This window comes from Sphingobium sp. (assembly GCA_023266575.1).
In the GTDB taxonomy this organism is placed as follows: Bacteria; Pseudomonadota; Alphaproteobacteria; order Sphingomonadales; family Sphingomonadaceae; genus Sphingobium.
The window spans coordinates 60,247-84,532 of sequence record JAHFPV010000003.1 but is presented as its reverse complement, the minus strand read 5'-3'; the positions used below and the strand labels follow the sequence as shown (position 1 = coordinate 84,532).

The window sequence follows — 24,286 nt, the reverse complement described above, 5'->3', positions numbered from 1 at the left end:
GGCCGGGTGATGCCAAGCGGCCAGTTGCGCTACGCCAGCAGTGCGTTGCCCTGATGCAACACCGCGTCTGGCCGCGCCAGCACGACCAGCGGCAGCCCGGCCTGCGCCGCGCGCGCCGCCGCCAGCCTCGTGGGGGCGGAGATGGTCACCAGCAGCGGGCATTGGCTCAGCACCGCTTTTTCCACCAGTTCGTAGGAACAGCGCGACGACAGCAGGGCAAAACCGCCGTCCCAGTCCGCGCCCGCCCGCTTCATCGCGCCGATCAGCTTGTCGAACGCATTGTGCCGCCCAACATCCTCGCGCGCCAGACGGATCGCCCCGTCCGCACCGACCCAGGCGGCGGCATGGGCCGCACCGGTGGCGGCGTTGAGCGGCTGATGCACCGCCAGCCCATCGAGCGCGCGAAAAATCGCCGCCCGGTCGGCGCGCGAACGCTCCGCTACCTGTGGCAGGGGCCGGATCGCCTGCTCCAGATTTTCAATGCCGCATATGCCGCACGAGGAGTCCGACGCCCGGTGCCGCACCCGGTCCAGCAACAGGTCCGTCCGCGACGGCGGCAGGGTGGCGCGGGCAACAATGCCTTGATCGGTGCGATGGGTATCGACATCGAACGGGACATCATCCGGCCCGACCAGTCGCTCGGCCAGCGCAAAGCCCAGCACCAGATCGCCAATATCGGTCGGCGTCGCCATCAACACGGCATAGCCGATACCGTTAAACTCGATCGCGACCGGCACTTCGTCGGCCAGCGCCCGATCCATCGTCACGGTTTCGCCGTCCGGCGTCAGGCGGTCAAAGGGCAGCCACGCCATGCTGCCCGCATCATGATCCGTCACAGTGCGGCGCTCATCCGGCGTCGCAATGACCGGTCTCGCCCACCGCGTTGAACTGGGCCGCATCCACCTGCGGCGCTGACCAGCCCTGCGCCATGCGCGCCACGGCTGCCGCCACGATGGGCGACAGGCGTTCGGGCCGGTCTTGCGCGATGGCAATGATCTGCGCCTTCATGCGCGGATCCCAGAAACGGGTCAGATGCTCGACCAGCGCCGCCACCGCCTTCGCCTCACCCATGGTTTCCAGATTGCGGGCAATCTGGTGCGCCATATAGACCAACCGGTCGGTGGTGGACATGATTTCGGTTTCGTCGCTCATCCGCCCGATCCTATTCCGCTGCTTCCAGTGGTGCAATGCGGCGGCTCATCCGGGCCTTCTGCGCATAATCCTGTTGCCAGTCGCTCGGCCCGTTGGATGGCATGACCTGCACCGCCGTCACCTTATATTCCGGGCAGTTGGTCGCCCAGTCGCTATAGTCGGTGGTGATGACATTAGCCTGCGTTTCGGGGTGGTGGAAGGTGGTATAGACCACGCCCGGCGCAACCCGTTCGGTCACTTGCGCGCGCAGCGTCGTTTCCCCCGCGCGGCTCTTCAGCGCGACCCAGTCGCCCTCCTTGATCCCGCGATTCTCGGCGTCCGACGGATGGATTTCCAGCCGGTCCTCCGGGTGCCAGGCGGTGTTGGCGGTGCGCCGCGTCTGCGCGCCGACATTATAGTGGGACAGGATGCGTCCGGTCGTCAGCAGCAGCGGGAAGCGCGGGCCGGTCTTTTCATCGGTCGGCACATAATCGGTGACGACGAACTTACCCTTGCCCCGCACGAAGCCGCCCATATGCATCGTCGGCGTGCCGTCCGGCGCAGCGTCATTGGCGGGCCATTGCAGCGATCCCTCTGCCTCCAGCCGGTCATAATGGACACCGGCAAAGGTCGGGGTCAACGCCGCAATCTCATCCATGATCTGGGAGGGGTGATCATAGGTCCAATTGAGGCCCATGGCATTGGCGACCAGCTGAACGATTTCCCAGTCGGCATAGCCGTTCAGGGGCGCCATCACCTTGCGCACCCGCTGGATGCGGCGTTCGGCGTTGGTGAAGGTGCCGTCCTTCTCCAGGAAGGTCGAACCGGGCAGAAAGATATGGGCGTAATTGGCGGTTTCGTTGAGGAACAGGTCCTGCACCACCACGCACTCCATCGCCGCCAGCCCCGCCGCGACATGATGGGTATTGGGATCGGATTGGAGAATATCCTCACCCTGCACGAACAGCCCCTTGAACGTCCCGTCGGTCGCCGCGTCCAGCATGTTGGGGATGCGCAGCCCCGGCTCGCCGTCGAGCGACACGCCCCATGCCTGCTCGAACAGGCTGCGCGTGGCCACGTCCGACACATGGCGATAGCCGGAAAATTCATGCGGGAAGCTGCCCATGTCGCAGGCGCCCTGGACATTATTCTGGCCACGCAGCGGATTCACGCCAACGCCCTCTCGCCCGACATTGCCGGTGGCCATGGCGAGGTTGGCGATGGCCATGACGGTCGATGACCCCTGGCTATGCTCGGTCACGCCAAGGCCATAGTAAATGGCACCATTGCCGCCGGTGGCGTAAAGCCGGGCGGCGGCGCGCACCTCATCCGCCTTCACGCCGGTCAGCGGCTCGATGGCTTCGGGCGAGCGGGCGGGTTGGGAGACGAAATCGGCCCAGTCGGCAAACTCGTCCCAATCGCAGCGCTCGCGAATGAACGCCTCGTCATAGAGTTTTTCGGTGACGATCACATGCGCCATCGCGGTCAGCATCGCGACATTGGTGCCGGGGCGCAGGGGCAGATGATGGTCCGCCTCGACATGGGGGGATTTGACCAGATCGGTGCGGCGCGGGTCCATGACGATCAGCTTCGCGCCCTGCCGCAACCGCCTTTTCATGCGGCTGGCAAATACCGGGTGGCCGTCGGTCGGGTTCGCGCCGATGACCAGGATCACGTCCGCCTGCATGACGCTGTCGAAATCCTGCGTGCCAGCCGATGTGCCGAAGGTCTGGCTCAGGCCATAGCCGGTCGGCGAGTGGCAGACGCGGGCGCAGGTATCGACATTATTATTGCCGAAGCCCTGCCGGATCAGTTTCTGGACCAGGAAGGTTTCTTCGTTGGTGCAGCGGCTGGACGTGATGCCGCCGATGGAGCGGGTGCCATATTTGGCCTGGATACGGCGGAATTCCGACGCGGTATAGTCGATCGCCTCATCCCATGACACTTCGCGCCATGGCTGATCGACGCTGGCGCGGATCATGGGGTTGAGGATGCGATCCTGATGCTGGGCATAGCCCCAGGCGAAGCGGCCCTTGACGCAGCTATGGCCGCGATTGGCCTTGCCATCCTTCCACGGCACCATGCGCACCAGTTCCTCGCCCCGCATTTCCGCGCGGAAGGTGCAGCCGACGCCGCAATAGGCGCAGGTGGTGACGACAGCGCGGTCGGGGGTGCCGACCTCGACCACCTTCTTTTCGATCAGCGATGCGGTGGGGCAGGCCTGCACGCAGGCACCGCAGGAGACACATTCGGACCCCAGAAATCCCTCGCCCTGCGACGCGGAGACTTTGGAATCGAACCCCATCCCCTCGATCGTCAGCGCGAACGTCCCCTGCACTTCGTCGCAGGCACGCACGCAGCGGGAGCAGACGATGCACTTGCTGGGGTCGAAATCGAAATAGGGGTTCGACTGGTCCTTCGCCTGCCCCATATTGGTCGCGCCGTCATAGCCGTAGCGCACGTCGCGCAGGCCAACCGCGCCGGCCTGATCCTGCAATTCGCAATCGCCATTAGCGCCGCAGGTCAGGCAGTCGAGCGGATGATCGGAAATATAGAGTTCCATCACCCCGCGCCGCAGCTTTTTCAGCCGATCGGTCTGGGTGTGCACGACCATGCCTTCGGCCACCGGTGTGGTGCAGGAGGCGGGATAGCCGTTGCGCCCTTCCACCTCGACCAGGCAAAGGCGGCAGGAGCCGAAACTCTCGACACTGTCGGTGGCGCAGAGTTTGGGGATGGAGCCGCCCAGCAGCGACGCGGCGCGCATGATACTGGTGCCTTCGGGCAGGGTCACGGCCTGCCCGTCGATGGTCAGGGTGACGGACTTGCCGGTAGCGATTGCAGCCGGGGTGCCATGGTCGGTTTCGCGGGTAAAGGTCATTCCGCAGCCTCCTTCAACGGCGCCAAATTCGGACTTGGACTCGCGCCGAAATCCTCTGGAAAATAGTCCAGAGCACTCAGCACCGGATAGGGGGTGAAGCCCCCCAGCGCGCAGAGCGACCCATATTTCATCGTATCGCACAGGTCGCGGAGAAGCGTGGTTTGCGCATCGAGCGAGCTGTCGATCCGGGATGGGGAACGGGAGTAGAGGGCTTTGCCCAAAACCCCGTCATCCCAGCGCACGCTGGGATCCCCCTTTTCTTCCGCGCCACCTTCAGCAAGTGAGATGCCAGCCCTCGCTGGCATGACGGATGGGGGAGTTGGCCGCGCCGCCATGATCCGGTCGACAATCTCCACTCCGCGCGTCGATCCGATGCGGCAGGGCGTGCATTTGCCGCAGCTTTCCGCAGCGCAAAATTCCATCGCGAAGCGGGCCATATGCGCCATATCGACACTGTCATCGAACACCGTGATCCCGGCATGACCGATGAGGCCACCAGCAGCGGCGAAGCTTTCATAATCGAAGGGCAGATGGAACATGCTTGGCGGAAAATAAGCCCCCAGCGGCCCGCCCACCTGCACCGCGCGCACCGGGCGGCCATTCGCGGTGCCGCCGCCAATATCGTTCACCAGTTCGCCCAACGTGATGCCAAAGCCGATTTCGTACAGCCCGCCATGTCGCACATTGCCTGCCAGCTGCACCGGCATCGTCCCGCGCGACCGGCCAAAGCCGACCGCCGCATAGGCATCCGCCCCTTCGGCCAGAATGAACGGCACGGCAGCGAGGCTCAGCACATTGTTGATCACCGTCGGCTGTCCGAACAGGCCTTTGAGCGCAGGCAAGGGTGGCTTGGCGCGCACTTGGCCGCGCTTGCCCTCGATCGAATCGAGCAAAGCCGTTTCTTCGCCGCAGACATAGGCGCCCGCGCCCTCACGCACTTCCAGCGTGAAGGGCGCGATCCGATGCGCCGATCGCTCGATCGCCAGCCGCATCGTGTAGATGGCGAAGGGATATTCGGAGCGGATATAGATATAGCCATGATGCGCGCCCACGGCATGGGCGGCGATCGCCATGCCCTCGATCAGGCAATAGGGATCGCCCTCCATCAGCATCCGGTCGGCAAAGGTGCCGCTGTCGCCCTCGTCGGCGTTGCAGACGATATATTTTTGCGTCCCCGGCGCATCCAGCACCGTCTGCCATTTGATGCCGGTCGGGAAACCTGCCCCGCCGCGCCCACGCAGGCCCGACGCCTTGACGGCATCGACCACGGCCTGTGGCGCCATCGCGCGCGCGGCGTCCAGCCCTTTCCAGCCGTCCTGCGCGGCGTAATCGGTCAGGCTCAGCGGGTCGATCATGCCGCACCGGGCAAAGGTGAAACGCTGCTGCCCGGCGAAGAAGGAGAGTTGATCGACCGCTCCCAGCCGGTTGGGGTGGCTGCCATCCAGCACCGCCGCGACATCCCACGGCCCGACCGGACCATAGCCGATGCGGCCGTCCGCCGTCTCCACCTCTACCAAAGGCTCGATGCTGAACAGCCCGCGCGATCCGGTGCGGATTACCTCGCACCCGGCGTCGGCAAAGGCCTGCGCAACGTCATCCGCGCCCAGCGCAACTGATGCCATGTCGCGGCTCACATAAATTTTCATGCCGCCACCTCCGCTGCGATCCGATCCAGCGCGGCCGTGTCGATCCGCGCCATGGGACGACCATCGACCAGCGCATTGGGGCCGACCGCGCACAGGCCCAGGCAATAGACCGGCTCCAGACTGACCGCGCCGTCGCTGCGCGTCTCCCCCATCGCCACGCCCAGCCGTTGCGCCGCCGCCGCCTCGATCGCCGCGCCGCCCCGCGCCTGACAGCTTTCGGCCCGGCACAGCTTGACGACATGGCGACCCGCAGGCGTCCGGCGAAAATCATGGTAGAAGGTGACGACGCCATGCACGTCAGCGCGCGACAAGTTCAGCGCGCGAGCGATGACCGGCACGAGCGCATCCTGTACATAGCCAGCCTCTTCCTGCACCGCATGGAGCAGCGGCAGCAACTGGTCGCGGGTCGCGCCGTGGCGCGCGGTCCAGCCTTCGATAAACTCTTCCATCCCGATACCCTGCCTTATGGCCGCAATTTTGACCGGATAGTGCGGCAGCGGGGCGCGCCGGTCAAATCGAAGCCAGCGATGCTTGATAGAGATAGTCTATCAAAGCGATCCGAATCCGGGCGGCAGGCGCAACCCGCGCGCCACCGCCAGCACCGCCTGCGCCAATGGGCCCATCGGCGCACTGTCCGACACGATGACGCCAACCCGGCTGCCATCCCCCATGTCCGGCAGCGGCGTCGTGCGCGCCCAGCGCAGACCGTCCAGCAAGGCGGCATGGCTGTCGGGAATGATCGAACAGAGCCGCCCCTGCTGCACCAGCCCCAACAGCGCGACATAAGAGTCGGCGGTCACCAAGGGCCGCAGCGCCAGTCCTCGATCGGCCAGCCGCGCGTCCAATATCCGCCGGTTCTGCATCCCCTGATGCAACAGGCAGAGCGGCAGGCTGGCGAGGTCGGCCCAATCGACGACAGCGGGAATCGGCACGCCATCCACCGCGCTCACCAGCATCGCCCGCTCGGCATAGAGCGGCACCGACAGTGCGTGGGCGGGCGGTTCGAAATCGAGATAGGTGAGGCCCGCGTCCAGCTCGAACGCGGCCAGTTCGCGCTCGATCTGGCGCGATGTCAGCGCCCGGACGGAAATGTTCAGCCCCGGATGTCGTTCCAGCATCGCGGTCGCCAGACAGCCGATCGCCGGCATGGCGGCGGGGATTGCGCCCAGCCGCAATTCGCCCTTAAGCGGCCCGCGCGCCGTCTCCGCCGCCTGCCCCAGCGCCTCGGCCGCCGCGACCAATTGCCGCGCCCATGGCAAAATCGCCTCGCCCTCCGGCGTCAATCCGGCATATTTGCGGTCGCGCCGGATCAGCCTTTTGCCCAGTTGCGATTCCAGCGTAGCGATGCCCGCCGACAGCGTGGGTTGCGACACATGGCATAGAGCCGCCGCCCGCGCAAAATGGCCTTCACGCTCCAGCGCCAGGAAATATTCGACGAGGCGGGTCTGCATATATTTGGTATAGGCCTGATAGAAGGGCGCTATCAAGGAAGCATCATGACGGAACAGCTCATATTGGGCGCGGTGCTGGCGGGGGGCCGGTCCAGCCGCTTTGGCAGCGACAAGGCGCTGGCCGTGATGGCGGATGGACGGACCTTGCTGGACCATGCGATCGCAGGCCTTGCGCCCCATGTCGCGCAGGTGGTGATCTGCGGGCGCGCGGGTGGCCTGGCCGATCGGCCCGCGCCGGACATGGGACCATTGGGCGGGCTGAACGCCGCGCTGCATGATGCGCAGAACCACGGCTTTGCCGGGGTATTGACGACGGGGTGCGACATGCCACTCTATCCGGTGGACCTGCCAGCGGCACTGATCGGGGCGGATGCGGCGATATTGAAAGGCCAGCAATTGCTCGGCTGGTGGCCTGCATCTCTCGCGCCTGAACTCGACGCGCATCTGGCGGCGGACAATAACCGCTCCATCTATGGCTGGCTCGACCGCATCGGCGCGCGGGTGGTGGAGATGCCGGGGCTGGTCATGCCCAATATCAACCGGCCTGAGGATCTGGCGGGGTTATAACACGCAACACCCGTTCGTTTCGAGCGACGGTAGTTAGGCAGGTAAAGCCACGCTCGCCCCAATCTGCACCGGCACCCGCGTCCCCGCCACCGCTTCGCCGATCAGCAGCAGGGTCGGATCTTCGTCGCTGATCGTCTGCACCAGAAAGGCCAGCGCCGACAGCTTGCCGCGGATCAGCCGTTCGCTGGGCAGCGAGACATTGACCGCCACCATCACCGGGGTTTCCGGGTCGCGCCCTGCCGCGATCAGGTTGCGCGCGATTTCGCCCGCCGCCGCGCGGCCCATATAGATGCCGATCGTCCCGCCGGGCCGCGCCAGCGCATCCCAGTCGAGTTTCAACGGTTCGCCCGCCTTCAGATGCGCGGTCACCAAAGTCAGCCCGCGCGCCTTGCCGCGCAGGGTAAGCGAGGCATGGCCGCTTGCCGCCGCCGCGCTGGCGGTGGTGATGCCGGGGCAGATGCGCACGGCAATCCCTGCGTCACCCAGATGGTCCATTTCCTCGGCCGACCGGCCAAATATCGACGGATCACCGCCCTTCAGCCGCACCACCCGCTTGCCCGCACGGGCGGCGGCCAGCAGCAGATCGTTGATGCTGTCCTGTTGCTTGCTGTGACGACCGGAGCGTTTGCCCACGCTCACCCGCTCGACTCCGGCTGGGATCAGGTCCAGCACTTGCGGCCCGACCAGCGCGTCGTAAAAGACGATGTCGGCGGCGGCGATCAGCTTGTCCGCCTTGCGCGTCAGCAGGTCCGGGTCGCCCGGCCCCGCGCCCACCAGCCACACCTGTCCGGGCGCGATCAACTCATTCGGCTGCATGAAGCGTCTCCTGTTGGGCCTGGGCCAATATGTTGGCCAGCGCCGGGCGGCATGACCCGCAATTGGTCCCCGCCCCCAAGGCTGCGCCGATCGCGGGAACATCGACCAGCCTCTGTTCGCGAATGGCCGCAACAATCTGGTTAAGCCCAATGTCGAAACAGACGCACACCACCGCGCCCTTGTCAGGCTGGCTCCCCGGCCCGCGTGCCGCCAGCACCGATGCGCCCACACCTTCCACCGCCAACTGACCGATCAGCCAGTCGCGCGTGGGCAATATGCCGCTGCGGGTGACGATCAGTACGCCTGCCAGCTTGCCGTCGCGGATGATCGCGACGCGGCGGGTGCCGCGCGTCATGTCGATCGCCTCGACCCGATCGCCCTTGGGCAGGCACGCTTCCAGCCGCGCCGGATCGCCATTGCCCGCCACTTCATAGAGCGCGCCGCCCGGCACGGTGATGCGCGTGGCCCACAGGCATGGCACGCGCACGGGTTCGCTCCCGCGCAGGATCAGAAAGCCCTTCCATTCGGTGGCGACTTTTTCGACCCTGACCGGGGTGGATTTGAACCCCGGCTGACCCGAATGGGGATCGACCAGCGGGCGCGGCAGCAGGCCGGTGCGGCCGCCGGTCGATTGCTGGTCGGTCCAGTGAATCGGGGTAAAGACGTCGCCGGGACGCTGGCCATCGCTGATCCGCGCGCGGAACAGGCTGTCGCCCTGCGGCGTCGATACGCGGGCCAGATCACCGTCGGCGATGCCCAGCGCAGCTGCGTCGTCCGCATGGACCTCGACCAGTGGCTCCCCCCGGTGGCGCGCCAATTTGGGCGACAGGCCGGTGCGACTCATCGTGTGCCACTGGTCGCGATACCGACCCGTGTTGAGCGTCATCGGCCAGTCCTTGAGCGGACCCTGCACATCCATTTGGCTGACCGGCAGCAACCGCGCCTTGCCATCCGGCGTCGAAAAGCGCCCGTCGGCAAAGGGCGTGCCGCCCCAGCGGAACGGCTCCATCGCCTCATAGGCGTCATTGCCCAGTGTCGCCTGCGCGCGCAGGTTCAGCAGCCGCACGCCATCATTCTGATAGGCGGTCAGGCGCGCATGTTCGCGCCAGATGTCGGCGGGACGATCATAGGCAAAGGCGTTGCGCCACCCCATGCGGCGGGCGACTTGCGTGACGATCCACCAGTCGGGTTTCGCTTCGGCGGGCAGCGGCAGCAGCGCGCGCTGGCGGCTGATCGTGCGGTCGCTATTGGTGACGGTGCCGTCCTTTTCGCCCCATGCGGCGGCGGGCAGGCGGACATGGGCGTGGACGCTGGAGTCGGTGTTGGCCATCACCTCCGACACGACGAGGAAAGGAACCGTCTCCAGCGCTTCGCGGACGCGATTGGCGTCGGGCATCGACACGGCGGGGTTGGTCGCCATCACCCACAAAGCCTTGATCCGGCCTTCGTTGACGGCGCGGAACATGTCGACAGCCTTCAGCCCCGGCTTGGTCGCCATGGTCGGCGCGGCCCAGAAACGGCCGACGCGCGCGACATTGTCCGGTGCGAAATCCATATGCGCCGCCAGCGAGGAAGCAAGGCCGCCGACTTCGCGCCCGCCCATGGCGTTGGGCTGGCCGGTGATGGAGAAAGGCGCCGCGCCCGGCTTGCCGATGCGGCCGGTGGCGAGATGGACGTTGATGATCGCATTGACCTGATCCGTGCCGCGGATCGACTGGTTGATCCCCTGGCTGAACATGGTGACGGTGCGCGGGGTCGCGGCGAACAGTTCGTAAAATTGCTGGAGCGAGGCAGGCGAGACATCGCACGCCTTGGCCGTGGTCCACAGGTCATGGCCGGTCCGGATATGGTCCCAGAAGCCGTTGGGCGCATGGACGCTGCGCGCCAAAAAATCCGCGTCGAGCAGCTTTGCCTGCTCCATCCAGGCGAGCAGCCCGTTCATCAGCGCGACGTCACTGCCGGGCCGCAGCGCCAGATGCAGGTCTGCGCCTTCGCAGGTTTCGGTGCGGCGCGGATCGATCACCACCAGTTTCGTGCCGCGCGCGGCGCGGGCGGCCTGTATCCGCTGATAGACGATCGGGTGGCACCATGCGGTGTTGGAGCCGACGAGGACGATCAGGTCGGCTTCGTCCAGATCGTCATAGCTGGCGGGGACGACATCTTCGCCGAATGCGCGGTTATGCCCGGCGACCGCGCTCGACATGCAAAGGCGACTGTTGGTGTCGATATTGGCCGACCCGATAAAGCCCTTCATCAGCTTGTTGGCGACATAATAATCTTCGGTCAGGATCTGGCCGGAGACGTAGAAAGCGACGCTATCGGGACCATGTCTGGCGATCGTGTCGGCAAAGCGTCTGGCGACCAGATCGAGCGCCTTGTCCCAACTGGCGCGCTTGTCGCCGGTCATGGGATGGAGCAGACGGCCTTCAAGACCCACCGTCTCGCCCAGATGCGTACCCTTGGAACAGAGCTTGCCCGCATTGGCCGGATGCGTCTCATCCCCCCTGATCGTCACGGCGCGGCCGCCGGTCGGCGTCGCCGCGATGCCGCAGCCGACGCCGCAATAGGCGCAGGTGGTGCGGATCGCCTGGCTCATCAGGCGGCCACCTTCGCCAGTTCAGGTCGCGCGATCAGGATGCGACCATCCTCCTGTTTCACCGCGATCGTCGGGGTGCAGCCTTTATCCTCGCCCTGCGCTTCGCCGCTTTTCAGCGCGATGTTCCAATTGTGCAGCGGGCAAGCGACGCTGTGGCCATGGACGATGCCCTGGCTCAGCGGTCCCTTTTTGTGCGGGCATTCATTGACCAGGGCGAAAATCTGGTCGTCGCCGGTGCGGAACACCGCGATTTCTTTCTCGCCACCAATCTGAACGGTGCGCGCACCGCGCTGCGGAATGTCGGCCAGCGTGCCGATGTCGATCCAGTCGGTCATATGTCTCACTCCGCCGCGATGGAGATGGGGTCGAGATGCTGGTGCAGGTCGCTGTTCGCGCCCGCCGCCCGCTCCGCCCAGGGATCGTCCTGCATGAACTGCTGCGAAAACAGGAATCGGGCGCGCAGCGCTTCGCGACCGGCATCATCCTCGACGATGCGCTGCTTCACATAGTCGACGCCGACCCGCTCGATCCACGGCGCTGTCCGTTCCAGATAACGGGCTTCCTCGCGATAGAGCTGGGTGAAGGCCGCGCAATAATCGAGCGCTTCCTGCTCGGTCGCGACCTTGCACAGCAGGTCGGTGACGCGGACATGGATGCCGCCATTGCCGCCGACATGCAGCTCATAGCCGGAATCGACGCAGACCACGCCGAAATCCTTGATCGTCGCTTCCGCGCAATTGCGCGGGCAGCCCGATACCGCAATCTTGAACTTGTGCGGCATCCACGATCCCCAGGTCATCCGCTCAGTCTTGACGCCAAGGCCGGTCGAATCCTGCGTGCCAAAGCGGCACCATTCGGACCCGACACAGGTTTTGACCGTCCGCAGCGACTTGCCATAGGCGTGGCCGGACACCATGCCCGCCGCGTTCAGTTCCGCCCAGACGGCGGGCAGATCCTCCTTCTTGATGCCGAAAATGTCGAGCCGCTGACCGCCGGTGACCTTGACCATCGGCGCGTCATATTTCTCCACCACATCGGCGATCGCGCGCAATTCGCGCGGGTTGGTCAGGCCACCCCACATGCGCGGGACGACCGAATAAGTGCCATCCTTCTGGATATTGGCGTGCATCCGTTCATTGACGAAGCGGCTCTGCTGGTCATCGACATAGACGCCGGGCAGCGCGCACAGCAGATAATAATTGAGCGCCGGGCGGCAGGAGGAACAGCCATCGGGCGTGGACCAGTGCAGCTTCTGCATCACTTCGGGGATGGAGCGCATGTCCTGCGCCACGATTTCGCGGCGGACATCGTCATGGCCGAAACTGGTGCATTTGCACATCGTCCTGGGACCGGACTGGACATCGTCGCCCAGCGTCAACGCCAGGATATTTTCCACAAGACCCGTGCAGCTGCCGCAGCTCGCCGATGCCTTGCAGCCCGCGCGCACCGCGTCCAGGCTGCACGCCCCCTTTTCGATGCAGGCGACAACCTGCCCCTTGGAAACGCCGTTGCAGCCGCAAATCTCGGCATCGTCCGAGAGCGCTGCAACGGCCGCCTTAGGGTCCATAGCGCCTCCTCCAGAGGCGAAGGCTTGGCCGAAGATCAAAAGGTCGCGAATGTCGGCGACATTTTCGCCGCGCTTCAAAAGGTCGAAATACCAACCGCCATCAGCCGTATCGCCATAGAGGACCGCGCCGACGACCCTGTCGTCCTTCACCACGACCCGCTTGTACACGCCGCGCGACGCATCGCGCAGGACGATGTCCTCGCAGCCTTCACCGCCGGAAAAGTCCCCTGCGGAAAAGACGTCCAGACCAGCGACCTTCAGCTTGGTCGAGGTGACGCTGCCCTTATAGCCTGTGTGCCGGTCGGTCAGGCCATCGGCCAGGCTGCGACACATGTCCCACAGCGGCGCGACCAAGCCATAGACATTGCCGTCATGCTCAACGCATTCGCCCACGGCCAATATGTCCGCATCGCTGGTGACCATATGGTCGTCGACCTTGATGCCGCGTCCGACATCCAGACCCGCCTCGCGCGCCAGCGCGACCGACGGGCGGATGCCCACCGCCATCACCACCAGGCTGGCCGGGATTTGCGTGCCATCCTTCAGGCGCACGCCTTCAACCTTGCCTTCGCCGTAAATCTCGGCGGTGTCGGCACCGGTCAGGATCGTCTGGCCCCGCCCTTCCAGCGCGCTCTTGAGCAGCCAGGCGGCGGCTTCATCAAGCTGCCGCTCCATCAGCGTGGGCATGATGTGCAGCACCGTCACCTTCATGCCGCGCAGGGTCAGGCCATGCGCCGCTTCCAGCCCCAGCAGCCCGCCACCGATCACCACGGCTTCACCACCGCCAATGGCCTTGCCCGCCTCAGCCGCCGCCAGCATCACATCGACATCTTTCATGTCGCGGAAGCTGATGACGCCGGGCAAATCCTTGCCGGGAACAGGGATGATGAACGGGTCGGACCCCGTGGCGATCAGCAGCTTGTCATAGCCGATGGTGCGACCCGATTGGCTCGTGACACTCTTGTGCGTGCGGTCGATCGCCGACACCGGATCGGACGTGATCAGCGTGATGCCATTATCATCATACCAGGCGCGGTCATTGATGATGATGTCATCGAACGTCTTTTCGCCCGCCAGCACTGGGGACAGCATGATCCGGTTATAATTCACATGCGGTTCGGCCCCGAAGATGGTGACACGATACCGCCCGGCATCGCGCGCCAGCAATTCCTCGACCGCGCGGCACCCGGCCATACCGTTGCCGACCACCACCAGATGTTCGCGCACGTCATCGGCCGGGACAAGGATTTCCTCCTCGCTGTCCGTTACCGGACTCAATCCGTCCTGAAATTCCATCCTCGTCACTCCGGAAAACAAAAAAGCCGCCATCCTGACCCCCGGTGAGAACCGAAAGTCAGGATGGCGGCTTTGCCATCATAGTCGCCTTGCCGATCCGTCCGTGGATCGCTTCGGCTATGGTTGGAAGGGCAACATCGCCCTCTTGCAATGCACCATAAACGGAATCGCCTGACGGCTCAAGCGATTCCGTTCGTGATCGATCAATAGGCCCAGTCGGCCTGAAGCCACAATTTCTGCGTGTCCGTGGCCATCGTCTTGGCGTCATATTTGGCGTAGCGGACGGACAGCGCCGTCTTCTTCACCTTCGCCGATGCGATAAGGTTGATTTCATCGCCATAATGCTGGTCCAGCCGGTCGCTGTCGAACCGATGCCAGACAGCCATCAGCGCCACGCCGGACAGCGGACCCAGCTGTTTCCAGCCATAGCCACCGCCGACATAAAGGTCGCGGATGCCGTTGCCCGGCGTCGTCAGGAATTTGTCGGCCCAGCCCTGAAACTTGAAATTGGTGCCGAGCGGCGTCTGGAAACTGGTGAAGGCCGCGCCGCTGCTGGCGCCCAGCACTTCGTAACCGGCGTTGAGTTTCCAGCCCTTCACGTCCAACGTCGCGTCCGCCAGCCAATAATCCGCGCTGTAATTATTGGGGTTGGCATGATGGTCGGCCTGCCTGGCGTAGCTCAGTTGATAGGAGAGTTTCGCCGCCTTGGACAAAGGCTGCGTCCCGGCCAGCCGCACACCATAGGTCTGGCTCGACAGGCGGTAGGCCTGCATCGCCGCTTCATCCTGATCGACCAGATAGGCAAAGCCCGTGAGCGTACCGACCGGCGTGACATAAGAGAGGTTGGCGAAAATATTGTCGCCGCTCACCGCCTGCTGCCGCGCGCCCTTACCCTGAAAACCCCAGATGGTGCGCACGCTCCACGCATAGGAAACGTCCAGTTTCAGCCCTTTGGCCGGGGTGAGTTCCATCCGCACCGCGTCGAACGTCTGGCCATTGTTGCGGAAGGCGACATTGCCGACAAACCGTTCGTCATCCAACGCGATCTTCTGCCGGCCACCAGTCAGCGTGACCATCTTGGTCTTGTACTGGAGCTGCGCGATATAGAGCGCGATATTTTCAGGATCGGCGACAATCGGCCGGGTCGCGGCCCCGTTCAGCCCGTCAAAATATTTGTCGACCACCGCCAGATTGCCCTGCCCGATCACCGTGGCGCTCAAAGCCCCGCTGGTCGCGACCAGCCCGGCGCGGGCGCGGATGGTCAGCGCGTCGGACTTTTCCGTCGCCAGCCCGTCCTGATCGGCATGTTCGTAGCGCAACCGCGCTTCGGCCACTGGCTTGAGCTTGATGTCCTGGGCCTGGGCCGTGGACATGGCGGTCCCTGCGGCGACCAATGTGGCCGCCGTTGCGTATAGATATTTCATGATAGTCATCCCCCCTCGGATGATGTTGCGACCAATTTAAGGAGGCGGCCTTGCTGTAAAGGTCCGCCCCCGCCCCTCCAAACTCCAATCAGATGCGCGCGCCCGTGCTCCAGGTCGCGCGCCACCGGGCCTTGACCATCGCAAGTCCCACAAAAGCGATGACCGCCAGCCCGGCGAAAATCAGGAACCCGGCCGAAAAGCTGCCAGTAAGTTGCTTGGCAAAGCCCAGCGAACTGGCGAGATAGAAGCCGCCAATGCCGCCCGCCATGCCAACCAGGCCGGTCATCACGCCGATTTCCGCCTGGAACCGCTGCGGCACCAGCTGGAACACCGACCCGTTGCCAGTGCCCAGCGCCAGCATGGCGAGGACGAAGAGGCCAAGCGCAGAAGCTAGCGTGGTGGCGAAAGCAACACCGGCCAGCGCAATCGCGGCCACGACATAGACGATCATCAGCGCCTTCACGCCGCCAATCTTGTCGGCCAGCGCCCCGCCCATCGGACGGACCAGCGACCCGGCGAACACGCAGCCCGCTGTGCAATAGCCCGCCATCACCGGGGTCAGGCCGAACTGATCGGTGAAATAGATCGGCAGGCTGGCGGCAAGGCCAACGAAACCGCCGAAAGTGACGGCATAAAAGGCCATCAGCAGCCAGGCATCCGCCTGCTTGAGCGGCTCGAAATAATCGATCATCTTCTTGGGCGGCGGCGCGTTGGGCGCATCCTTCGCCATGATCATATAGATGACGAACACGATGCTGAGCGGGATGCAGGCGAGGCCCAGCACCGCGTTCCAGCCGAACAATTTGGCCAGACCCGGCGCGAACAGGGCGGCCAGCACCGTGCCCGAATTGCCCATGCCCGCCAGGCCCATCGCCTTGCCCTGATGCTCGGCGGGATACCAGCGGCTGGCGAGCGGCAGCGCGATCGCGAAGCTTGCGCCTGCAAAGCCCAGCACGACGCCCAGCGCCAGCGTGCCTTCAAAACTGTCGATGCCCATGGCCCAGGCGGTGAACAGGCCGATGATGACGATGACCTGACTGATCGCACCCGACAATTTGGGACCAATGCGGTCGACCAGCAGCCCGTTGACGACGCGCAGCAGCGCGCCCATCAGCGTGGGCGTGGCGACCATTAGCCCCTTTTCGGCCGGGGTCAGCATCAGCGTCTTGGCGATCATCGGGGCTAGCGGCCCCAACAGCACCCACACCATGAAGGCCAGGTCGAAATAGAGAAAGGCCGCAATCAGCGTCGGCGTATGGCCGGCCTTCCAGAAGCTGGTCGTGGCGGGGGCCAGTTCACCCTCCTTGTCGCCATCCCAATAAGCAGTTGCCATGATAGGTCATCCCAGACTCGAAAATGAACAAAAAAAGCCGCAGGCCGGACATCACCCGATGGGGAGTCCGGTCAGCGGCTTTGCTGTATGATAGGTCGGAATGACGGTCCCGACCTTGGGATGGCGCATTCCTGTCAAACGCGCATCGTCGCGCGGTTACATGTCTTATCTCGCGATTCGCGTCATGTTGCAAGGCACAATTTTTCCCGCCAAATCAACGTAGCGGCGCAAATCCTGCCAAAAACTCTTCGATTCGTTCCGGGTCAAACACCCGCTTGTCAAAGAAGCTGTCCGGTCCCAGCGTCAGTTCGCCCCGGCGTGATCCGACCGCCAATGGAGAGGCGACTGCCCCTTCCAGCTTCATGCTGGCACCGGGCATCGGCACATTGCTGTCGGCCAGTGCGCGGCGGAATATGTCGGGACGGAACACCGCCCCGGCGCGTGTCGCTGTCGCCGGATCGTGATCGACCATACCCCAAAGCACCAGTTGCGAATAGATCCACAGCGCCTGACTGCGCCACGGAAAGGGCGTCGCCTCCCGTCCGAACAGCATGAAATCCGGGCTGACGATCGGCGGTTCCCCCGCCCGCGCGACAATGCCGCCCGACAGCGCGCGTTCAATCAGATAGGCAGGCTGATCGACATAATCCGGGCGGGCGAGCAGGTTGGCAAGGTCATCCCTGTGCGCCGGGTCATCGCACCACGCCGCCGCCCGCACCAGCGCGCGCAGCAGCCGGTCGACGGCTTGCGGATTTTCCTCCAGCCAGGATTCGCGGAAAGCCAGCACCTTTTCGACCCCGCGCCGCCATATCCGCTCGCCGATCGCCACGGCTTCCGCCAAACCAGCCTCCACCGCCGCGCTGCCCCAGGGTTCGCCCGCGATGAAGCCGTCAATCTCGCCCGCGTGCATCGCCTCGACCGTCAGCGATGGCGGCAGCACGCGCAGCACGACGTCGCGGTCCGGGTCCACGCCCGCACTCGCCAGCCAGTAACGCAGCATGATCGCATGGCCGGAAAAGCGATGGACCACGCCGATCACCGGCTTGCGTCGCCACAGGCCGATCGCGGCGGCAAAATCATGCGCGGTGCCCAGCGGATCGGCCAGTCGGTTGGCGATGACCGGCTCCAGCGCCTTAGCAAAATCGCACGCCATCACCAGCATATTGCCGTTGACGTTCAGCTTGTAGGGCGCGGCCAAAGGCGCTGGCTGCTGGCTCAGCCCCAATGTTACCGCGACAGCCAGCGGCGCCAACATATGCGCGCCCTGCACCTGGCCATAGACCAACCGGTCGCGCAGCGTCGCCCAACTGGTGGTGCGCACCAGATCAAGGGCGATCCCCTCTTCCTCGGCAAAACCCCGCTCCCGCGCCGCCACCAGAACGGCAGCATCGGTCAGCGGCAGGAAGGCGATGCGCAACCCTATCGTCATAATCCCCCTCCCAACAGGTCGCTGGCGGTGATCAGCGCCTGCGCCACTTCCACAATCTTCTTGCCCTGGTTCATCGCCGCCGTCCGCAGCAGCGCATAGGCATCCTGTTCACTCAACGATCGCTGGTTCATCAGGATGGACTTGGCCCGGTCGATAACCTTGCGGTCGGATAACGCACTACGGGCTTCATCCAGTTCGCTCTGGATCTTGGCAAAAGCGTTGAAACGCCGCACCGCCAGTTCCAGCACCGGCTTGACCCGTTCCTTGCGCAATCCATCGACGACATAGGCGGACACGCCTGCGTCGATCGCCGCGCCGATCATCGCCTCGTCCGACTGGTCCACGAACATGGCGATCGGCCGGGCCAGCGCGCGGCTGACCGTCAGCATTTCCTCCAGCGTATCGCGGCTGGGGCTGCCCAGGTCCATCAGTACGACATCGGGGGCCATGCGTTCGAGGCGCGCGACAAAGCCGCCACGCGGCGGGACGATATGAATATCGTCATAGCCCGCCTCATGCAGCCCCTCTTCCAAGACGCTGGCCCGCAATCCACTGTCATCGATGATGACGATTCGCATCTGTCCCCGCCTCTTCGCGCCTTAAGTGGCCGCGATGCTGCGCCGCGTCAATGCGCCGCTGACGTGTCCACATCGGCGCGCGGGCGCGGTGCCAGCCAGACCACGGCGGCGGCCACGAACAGGATAATGGCCGATATGAAGAATATATAATCGACAGCAATCGCCAGCGCTTCCTGATCAACGATGTTCGATATGACCTGCCGCGCCTGGTCGGCCGACATGCCGATATTGGCCAGCGCCGATTGCGTGTCGGCGGGCTGGAGCGCGCCCGCCAGCTCATTGCGCGATACACGCTGGCCATCGCCCCAGCCGGTCAGCACCAGCGATGTCGCAATCGCCAGCGCCATGGTGCGCAGGAAATTCTGAAGGCCCGCCGCGGAGGCTGTCTCTTCCGGCCGCACCGACCCCAACGTCAGCGTCGTCAGCGGGATCATGAAGAAGGGCATGGCGAACCCCTGGATGAACTGGGGTGCGGCCATCGTCCAGAAATCGACCGAGCTGGTCCAGTGCGCGCGCCACAGGGTCATCAGGCCCAGCCACAACACCGCACCCGAAATCATGAAGCGCGGATCGACTCGGCCCATCATCCTGGCGGCGATCGGCGCGCTCATCAACGCGGCCATCGCGGTGAAGGCAGTGACGATGCCAGCCCAGGTCGCGGTATAGCCCATGGACGACTGGAGCCATTGCGGGATGACGACGATGCCGGAAAAATAGGCACCAAAGCACAGCGCCAGCGACAGCACCCCGGTGGTAAAGCCGATATGACGGAACACCCGCAGATCGACGATCGGGTGCACCTCCGTCAATTCCCAGATGATGAAGGCCAGGAAGCCGATCAGCGCGAGAATCGCCAGTATGACGATCAGCGGATCGGCAAACCAGTCATGGTCACGGCCAAGATCGAGCATGATCTGAAGGCAGCCGATCCAGAAAACCAGCAAACCCAACCCAACCTTGTCTATCGGCACCCGCGCCGTTTCCGTTTCAACTGGGCGCAGCAGCGCCATCGCCGCGAACACGCACAGGACAGCGATCGGCAGGTTGATGAAGAAGATCCAGTGCCAGCTCCAATTGTCGCTGATATAGCCCCCGATAATCGGTCCCATCGCCGGTCCCAGCAGCGTCGTCATCGCCCACAGGCCCATCGCCCGCGCGCGCCGTTCGGGCGGAAAGACGCGCAGCATCAGCGTCTGCGACATCGGCATGATCGGCCCACCGCACAGCCCCTGGCCGATGCGGCAGACGACGATCATGCTGAGCGACATGGACAGGCCGCACAGCACGGAAAACAGGCCAAAGCCGATCATCGCCCAGATGAACATCTTTACCACGCCAAAGCGCTGCGCCAGCCAGCCGGTCAGCGGCACGCAAATCGCTTCGGCGACCGCGTAGGATGTGATGATCCACGTCCCCTGATCGGGGGTGATGCCCAGATTGCCGGCGATATGCGGCACGGACACATTGGCGATGGTCAGGTCAAGGACGACCATGAAATTGCTGAGCGCCAGTACCAGCCCGGCCAGTGTGCGCTGGCGCGGCGTCAGCCGGTTAAAGATATTATCCTCGCCGCTCACGATCCGGCCCTTCAGTGACGCGAAAGGTCGATCTCGACCTCCGTCGAAAAGCCGACACGCAACGGGTGGGCGGCCAGTTCCTTGGGGTCCAGCGCGATGCGGACGGGCAGGCGCTGGACGACCTTGATCCAGTTGCCGGTCGCATTTTGCGCCGGGATCAGCGAGAGCGACGATCCGGTCCCGCCGGAAAAGCCCACCACCTTGCCATGATAGACGACATCGCTGCCGTAAATGTCAGCGATCACCGTGGCAGGCATCCCCACCTTCACCTGGCGCAGCTGGCGTTCCTTGAAATTGGCGTCGACATAGGCCTGCGCCAGCGGCACGATCGTCATGATCGGGCTGCCCTGCGCGACGCGCTGGCCGACCTGCACCTGCCGCTTGGTGATGACACCGTCGATCGGCGCGCGGATCACCGTGCGGTCCAGGTCCAGCTTGGCCGCGTCCAGCTTGGCCTGCGCCACCATCACGCCCGGATCGGTATCAACGCTCGATCCGCTGACCAGCGCATCATTGGCGGCCAGCTGCCCGCTCGCCGCGCTGCGCGTCGCCTGCGCCGTGGTGACGCCCGCGCGGGCAAGGTCCAGCGCGGCGCGCGCGGCGGCATAGGCGGTGCGCGCGCTGGTCACTTCATCGCCCGACACCGCGCCTTCGCCCACCAGCGCCTCGCGCCGTTGCAGGTCGATCCGCGCCTTGTCGACATTGGCCTGTGCCGTCGCCAGCTGGGCGCGCGCCTGTGCAATGTCCGCGCCGCGTGCATCGACCTGCGCTTCCAGCGCATTGCTGGTCGCGCTGCTCTGGCGAAATTTCCGGCGCGCTTCGGCCAGATCGGCCTGTGCCTGGGCAATGGCGATGCGCGCATTGGTCGGGTCGAGCCGCACCAGCACGTCACCACGCTTCACCGCCTGGGTATCGCTGACCAGCACCTGCGTCACCTGCGCGGAGATCAGCGGCGTCACCTGCGCCATTTCCGCGTTCACATAGGCATTGTCCGTGCTGACATGGTTGCGCCCGATCAGCAGATACCATGCCGCCCACAGCAGCCCCAGCACGATCACCGCCAACGCCAGCCGGGTCAGCCAGGTCTTGCGCGCGGTCGCGCGATCCGCCTGTTGCGTGTCGGATAATTCGGGGGCGGCATCAGCCATGCGCAGCGTCCTTGGGCAGGGTGGCGCTGGCGACGAAACCGCCACCCAGCGCACGGATCAGGGCAATATCGAGCGAAAAGGCGCTGGCCTCCAGCGCGGAAACGGACCGGCGCGCAGCGATCAGCTGATCCTCGACATTCAGCACGTCGAGATAGGTGGACAGACCACCATCATAGCGTTTGCGCGCAATGCCATAGGCGTCCTGCGACGCCGCCAGCGCCGCGCGGGCGTCCACCAGCCGATCGTCGAGCGTGCAGCGGCTGGTCAGCGCATCGGCGACGTCGCGATAGGCGGCCAGCACACTCTTGTCATAATTGGCCACCGCCTCGTCATAGCTGGCGCGCGCGCCGCGATACTGTCCCTGCAACGCGCCGCCATGGAATATCGGCAGGCTGATCGCAGGACCGGCGCTGCCGAACAGCGAATCCTTGTCGAACAGGCTGTTATAGAAGGGTTTGGCCGATCCGTTGACGCCGGTGCCGTTAAACATAGTGTTGTAACCCAGCGACTGGACCCCGATCAGCGCGCTCAGCCGCACCGCCGGGTAGAAATCGGCGCGGGCGACCTTGACCTGTTTAGCTGCGGCTTCCGTCCGGGCCAGCGCGGCGGCAATGTCCGGGCGGCGGGCGACCAGATTGGTGGTGACATCGGCGGGCAGGCCGACCGGCATCAAGCGGCCCTTGGGCGGGCGGGTGATCGCCAGGCCACGATCCGGCCCGGCCCCGACCAGCGCGGCAATCTGATGCTGGCGCAGCGCAATCGCCATTCGCGCGCCCGCCAGCTGCGCCCGCGCCGCCGCAACGGTCGCGTCCGACTGGCGCAGATTGCCGCGCGTTTCAAGGCCATTGCGGCTGCGATCGGCGACCAGCTTCTGGCTGGCAACCCGGATATCGAGCGTGCGTTGTTGCAATTCGGCTTCGTCATACAGCCGCGCCAGATCGGCATAGGCGTCGGCAATCCCCGTGGTCAGCGCCAGCCGCGCCTGCTGCGCATCCAACTGCGCCGCGCGCGCCTGCGACGTGGCGGCGGCCAGCGCGGCCTTGTTCCGGCCCCACAGATCAAGGTCGAAGCCCAGATTGAGCGCCACCTGACCAGTGCCGAGCCAGCCCTGCGGAATAAATTCCTTGGGTTGCCCCATAGTGTAGCTTTGCTTGGTGGTCCCCGTCTTGGCGTCCAGATCGACCGACGGCAGCAGCGCAGCGCCCGCCTGTTGCGCCATGCCCTGCGCTTGCGCGAAGCGGGCGGCGGCAATCGCCATGTCGGGCGCGTTGGCCAGCCCTTCCTCTATCAGCGCGGTCAATTGCGGGTCGCCATAGGCGGTCCACCAGCCCTCGCCCGGCCAGGCCGCGTCGGGCGCGCGCAGACTGTCCTGCGCCGCAACGCTCTGCGCCGTGCGGATCGCAGGCGCGGGACCAAGATCAGGCACAGCCGCGCACGCCGACAGCAGCGTCAGGGCGCTCACCGGAACCAGTAAGCGTTGGGGGGGAAACAGGCGACTCACCGACATGACAAACCGTACCATCCAGTATGAAAACTGCCATTGCCGCCGTTGCGAGGCCTTGTCAACAAAATTACCATACTCTATGGTACGGTTTAATGACATGTCTGGATACATCCTCTCCCCCCAGCCGAAGGGAAGCGCGTCGACTGGACCGGCGTGACGCTATCCTTATGGTTGCAGAAGGATATTTCCTGGAACATGGCTATGCCGGGACGACCATGTCGGGCATCGCAGCGGCGCTGGGCGGGTCCAAGGGGACGCTGTGGAATCACTTCCCGTCAAAGGAAGAGCTATTTTCTGCCGTCCTTGATCGGGTGGCCACTGCCTATCGCGTGCAACTCTCGCAAATCCTCGATCCGTGCGGCCTGCTGGAGCCAACGCTGCTGCGCGCCTGCCGCAGTCTGCTCGACAAGGTCTGCTCCGCACAAGCCATCGCCTTGCACCGGCTGATCTATGCAGAGGGCGCGCGATTTCCCGAACTCAGCCGGATTTTCTTCGAGCTTGCGCCGCGACACACACGCGCCCTGCTCGCTGACTTCATTCAAGGCGCGATGGATCGCGGCCAGCTCAGACAGGCTGATCCAGCCGACGCTGCGCGCACGCTGATGGCCCTGACCATGGCAGGCAGTCATCAGCAATTAATGCTCGGACAGATTGCCCAGCCATTGCCGGATGCGATGCACGCAGATGTCATGCTGGCGGTCGATCTGTTCCTGCGCGCCTACGCCCCGGACGGCGCGCCACCACCAGCCGGGCAAAGCGCATAGCCCCGCCCCCTGACCGTCCGCAGCAGCGGCCAGTCATGCCCCCGGTCGATCTTGGCGCGCAGACGCGACATATGCACCTCGACACTGTTTGTGCCGGGATCAAATTCCAGCCGCCATACCGCGCGTAATAGCGCGTCGCGGCTGACCGCCTCCCCCGGCTGCCGCGCCAGATGCAGCAGCAGCGCATATTCGCGCGCCAACAGCGGGATCGCCCGGCCCGCCCGTTCGACTTGCCGGTCGACCAGATGGATCAGCAGGTCGCCCACCCGCAAGCGGGGCTGGTCGTCGCGGGCCAGCCGGATGATCCGCGCCACTGCTTCCCCCTCATGCATCCACGGGCCGACAACATCCTGCGCGCCCCCCTCCAGCGCGCGGGCGCGGGCGGCGGGATCGTCCACGCCCTGCCAGAGGATCGTCGCATCGCTGATGCTGACCCGTGGCGGATCGCCGCCCGCCCCCTGCATCGCCAGATCGAAGCCGCGCGCGCTCAGCGCCCGTGCCAGCGGTGCGAAATCACTGCCCAATCCGTGACAATCGACCCGCCTGCCCACCCGTCATCCACCAATAACTGACCCGCTGCA

The 24,286-nt window shown here is 64.9% G+C and carries 20 protein-coding genes; 2 read left to right on the top strand and 18 right to left on the bottom strand.

Annotation, left to right across the window (positions count from 1 at the left end):
• Positions 1-29 precede the first annotated feature (29 nt).
• The 6 genes from fdhD to Q0D44_RS05140 all read right to left on the bottom strand — a co-directional run bounded on the left by fdhD (position 30) and on the right by Q0D44_RS05140 (position 7,106).
• On the bottom strand, positions 30-812 hold the full coding sequence (gene fdhD / locus Q0D44_RS05165; RefSeq protein WP_294133962.1) for a formate dehydrogenase accessory sulfurtransferase FdhD: 783 nt from the start codon (positions 810-812) through the stop codon (positions 30-32).
• Between the two features lie 34 nt (positions 813-846).
• The gene (locus tag Q0D44_RS05160; protein ID WP_294133470.1) at positions 847-1,152 is read right to left on the bottom strand and encodes a formate dehydrogenase subunit delta; all 306 of its coding nucleotides are present in this window, start codon (positions 1,150-1,152) and stop codon (positions 847-849) included.
• Between the two features lie 10 nt (positions 1,153-1,162).
• Positions 1,163-4,009, bottom strand: a complete 2,847-nt coding sequence (gene fdhF, locus Q0D44_RS05155) for a formate dehydrogenase subunit alpha (RefSeq protein ID WP_294133468.1) — start codon at positions 4,007-4,009, stop codon at positions 1,163-1,165.
• The gene (locus Q0D44_RS05150; protein ID WP_294133466.1) at positions 4,006-5,655 is read right to left on the bottom strand and encodes a formate dehydrogenase beta subunit; all 1,650 of its coding nucleotides are present in this window, start codon (positions 5,653-5,655) and stop codon (positions 4,006-4,008) included. The genes fdhF and Q0D44_RS05150 overlap by 4 nt, the downstream gene beginning before the upstream one ends.
• Positions 5,652-6,104, bottom strand: a complete 453-nt coding sequence (locus Q0D44_RS05145; protein ID WP_294133463.1) for a formate dehydrogenase subunit gamma — start codon at positions 6,102-6,104, stop codon at positions 5,652-5,654. The genes Q0D44_RS05150 and Q0D44_RS05145 overlap by 4 nt, the downstream gene beginning before the upstream one ends.
• A gap of 99 nt (positions 6,105-6,203) precedes the next feature.
• The gene (locus Q0D44_RS05140) at positions 6,204-7,106 is read right to left on the bottom strand and encodes a LysR family transcriptional regulator (protein WP_294133960.1); all 903 of its coding nucleotides are present in this window, start codon (positions 7,104-7,106) and stop codon (positions 6,204-6,206) included.
• Positions 7,107-7,151: 45 nt separating this feature from the next.
• Here Q0D44_RS05140 and Q0D44_RS05135 point away from each other — a divergent pair, with 45 nt between their 5' ends.
• Entirely contained in the window at positions 7,152-7,673 is a 522-nt protein-coding gene (locus tag Q0D44_RS05135; protein WP_294133461.1) for a molybdenum cofactor guanylyltransferase, read from the top strand.
• Between the two features lie 33 nt (positions 7,674-7,706).
• Here Q0D44_RS05135 and cobA read toward each other — a convergent pair whose 3' ends face one another.
• From cobA to Q0D44_RS05080, 11 genes are all read right to left on the bottom strand, one after another.
• Positions 7,707-8,489, bottom strand: coding sequence for a uroporphyrinogen-III C-methyltransferase (cobA, locus tag Q0D44_RS05130; protein ID WP_294133459.1), 783 nt, complete (start codon positions 8,487-8,489; stop codon positions 7,707-7,709).
• Positions 8,476-11,085 carry a nitrate reductase gene (locus Q0D44_RS05125; protein ID WP_294133457.1) on the bottom strand — a complete coding sequence of 870 codons (2,610 nt, stop codon included), beginning with the start codon at positions 11,083-11,085 and terminating at the stop codon, positions 8,476-8,478. The genes cobA and Q0D44_RS05125 overlap by 14 nt, the downstream gene beginning before the upstream one ends.
• Entirely contained in the window at positions 11,085-11,420 is a 336-nt protein-coding gene (gene nirD, locus Q0D44_RS05120; protein WP_217672687.1) for a nitrite reductase small subunit NirD, read from the bottom strand. The genes Q0D44_RS05125 and nirD overlap by 1 nt, the downstream gene beginning before the upstream one ends.
• Positions 11,421-11,425: 5 nt before the next feature.
• Positions 11,426-13,948, bottom strand: coding sequence for a nitrite reductase large subunit NirB (nirB, locus tag Q0D44_RS05115; RefSeq protein ID WP_294133453.1), 2,523 nt, complete (start codon positions 13,946-13,948; stop codon positions 11,426-11,428).
• Between the two features lie 203 nt (positions 13,949-14,151).
• Positions 14,152-15,372, bottom strand: a complete 1,221-nt coding sequence (locus Q0D44_RS05110) for an alginate export family protein (RefSeq protein ID WP_294133451.1) — start codon at positions 15,370-15,372, stop codon at positions 14,152-14,154.
• Positions 15,373-15,460: 88 nt separating this feature from the next.
• Positions 15,461-16,705, bottom strand: a complete 1,245-nt coding sequence (locus tag Q0D44_RS05105; RefSeq protein ID WP_294133448.1) for a nitrate/nitrite transporter — start codon at positions 16,703-16,705, stop codon at positions 15,461-15,463.
• Positions 16,706-16,919: 214 nt separating this feature from the next.
• Positions 16,920-18,134 carry a CmpA/NrtA family ABC transporter substrate-binding protein gene (locus tag Q0D44_RS05100; protein WP_294133444.1) on the bottom strand — a complete coding sequence of 405 codons (1,215 nt, stop codon included), beginning with the start codon at positions 18,132-18,134 and terminating at the stop codon, positions 16,920-16,922.
• A complete protein-coding gene (locus Q0D44_RS05095; protein WP_294133441.1) occupies positions 18,131-18,712 on the bottom strand; it encodes an ANTAR domain-containing protein in 582 nt (193 codons plus the stop codon). The genes Q0D44_RS05100 and Q0D44_RS05095 overlap by 4 nt, the downstream gene beginning before the upstream one ends.
• 47 nt (positions 18,713-18,759) lie before the next feature.
• Positions 18,760-20,289, bottom strand: a complete 1,530-nt coding sequence (locus Q0D44_RS05090) for a DHA2 family efflux MFS transporter permease subunit (RefSeq protein ID WP_294133439.1) — start codon at positions 20,287-20,289, stop codon at positions 18,760-18,762.
• Between the two features lie 11 nt (positions 20,290-20,300).
• Positions 20,301-21,437 carry an EmrA/EmrK family multidrug efflux transporter periplasmic adaptor subunit gene (locus Q0D44_RS05085; RefSeq protein WP_294133436.1) on the bottom strand — a complete coding sequence of 379 codons (1,137 nt, stop codon included), beginning with the start codon at positions 21,435-21,437 and terminating at the stop codon, positions 20,301-20,303.
• Entirely contained in the window at positions 21,430-22,944 is a 1,515-nt protein-coding gene (locus tag Q0D44_RS05080) for an efflux transporter outer membrane subunit (RefSeq protein ID WP_294133433.1), read from the bottom strand. The genes Q0D44_RS05085 and Q0D44_RS05080 overlap by 8 nt, the downstream gene beginning before the upstream one ends.
• An 89-nt stretch (positions 22,945-23,033) precedes the next feature.
• Between Q0D44_RS05080 and Q0D44_RS05075 the strand changes: the two genes are divergently transcribed.
• Positions 23,034-23,705, top strand: a complete 672-nt coding sequence (locus Q0D44_RS05075; protein WP_294133430.1) for a TetR/AcrR family transcriptional regulator — start codon at positions 23,034-23,036, stop codon at positions 23,703-23,705.
• On the opposite strand, the gene Q0D44_RS05070 is transcribed toward Q0D44_RS05075, so the two are convergent.
• The gene (locus Q0D44_RS05070) at positions 23,660-24,256 is read right to left on the bottom strand and encodes a winged helix-turn-helix domain-containing protein (protein ID WP_294133428.1); all 597 of its coding nucleotides are present in this window, start codon (positions 24,254-24,256) and stop codon (positions 23,660-23,662) included. The two genes, Q0D44_RS05075 and Q0D44_RS05070, sit on opposite strands and share 46 nt — an antisense overlap.
• Between the last annotated feature and the right edge of the window lie 30 nt (positions 24,257-24,286).

Excerpts from the sequence above, each read along its gene's own strand:
- fdhD (WP_294133962.1), bottom strand. The coding sequence starts at position 812 with ATGGCGTGGCTGCCCTTTGACCGCCTGACGCCGGACGGCGAAACCGTG.
- Q0D44_RS05160 (WP_294133470.1), bottom strand. The coding sequence starts at position 1,152 with ATGAGCGACGAAACCGAAATCATGTCCACCACCGACCGGTTGGTCTAT.
- fdhF (WP_294133468.1), bottom strand. The coding sequence starts at position 4,009 with ATGACCTTTACCCGCGAAACCGACCATGGCACCCCGGCTGCAATCGCT.
- Q0D44_RS05150 (WP_294133466.1), bottom strand. The coding sequence starts at position 5,655 with ATGAAAATTTATGTGAGCCGCGACATGGCATCAGTTGCGCTGGGCGCG.
- Q0D44_RS05145 (WP_294133463.1), bottom strand. The coding sequence starts at position 6,104 with ATGGAAGAGTTTATCGAAGGCTGGACCGCGCGCCACGGCGCGACCCGC.
- Q0D44_RS05140 (WP_294133960.1), bottom strand. The coding sequence starts at position 7,106 with ATGCAGACCCGCCTCGTCGAATATTTCCTGGCGCTGGAGCGTGAAGGC.
- Q0D44_RS05135 (WP_294133461.1), top strand. The coding sequence starts at position 7,152 with ATGACGGAACAGCTCATATTGGGCGCGGTGCTGGCGGGGGGCCGGTCC.
- cobA (WP_294133459.1), bottom strand. The coding sequence starts at position 8,489 with ATGCAGCCGAATGAGTTGATCGCGCCCGGACAGGTGTGGCTGGTGGGC.
- Q0D44_RS05125 (WP_294133457.1), bottom strand. The coding sequence starts at position 11,085 with ATGAGCCAGGCGATCCGCACCACCTGCGCCTATTGCGGCGTCGGCTGC.
- nirD (WP_217672687.1), bottom strand. The coding sequence starts at position 11,420 with ATGACCGACTGGATCGACATCGGCACGCTGGCCGACATTCCGCAGCGC.
- nirB (WP_294133453.1), bottom strand. The coding sequence starts at position 13,948 with ATGGAATTTCAGGACGGATTGAGTCCGGTAACGGACAGCGAGGAGGAA.
- Q0D44_RS05110 (WP_294133451.1), bottom strand. The coding sequence starts at position 15,372 with ATGAAATATCTATACGCAACGGCGGCCACATTGGTCGCCGCAGGGACC.
- Q0D44_RS05105 (WP_294133448.1), bottom strand. The coding sequence starts at position 16,705 with ATGGCAACTGCTTATTGGGATGGCGACAAGGAGGGTGAACTGGCCCCC.
- Q0D44_RS05100 (WP_294133444.1), bottom strand. The coding sequence starts at position 18,134 with ATGACGATAGGGTTGCGCATCGCCTTCCTGCCGCTGACCGATGCTGCC.
- Q0D44_RS05095 (WP_294133441.1), bottom strand. The coding sequence starts at position 18,712 with ATGCGAATCGTCATCATCGATGACAGTGGATTGCGGGCCAGCGTCTTG.
- Q0D44_RS05085 (WP_294133436.1), bottom strand. The coding sequence starts at position 21,437 with ATGGCTGATGCCGCCCCCGAATTATCCGACACGCAACAGGCGGATCGC.
- Q0D44_RS05080 (WP_294133433.1), bottom strand. The coding sequence starts at position 22,944 with ATGTCGGTGAGTCGCCTGTTTCCCCCCCAACGCTTACTGGTTCCGGTG.
- Q0D44_RS05075 (WP_294133430.1), top strand. The coding sequence starts at position 23,034 with ATGACATGTCTGGATACATCCTCTCCCCCCAGCCGAAGGGAAGCGCGT.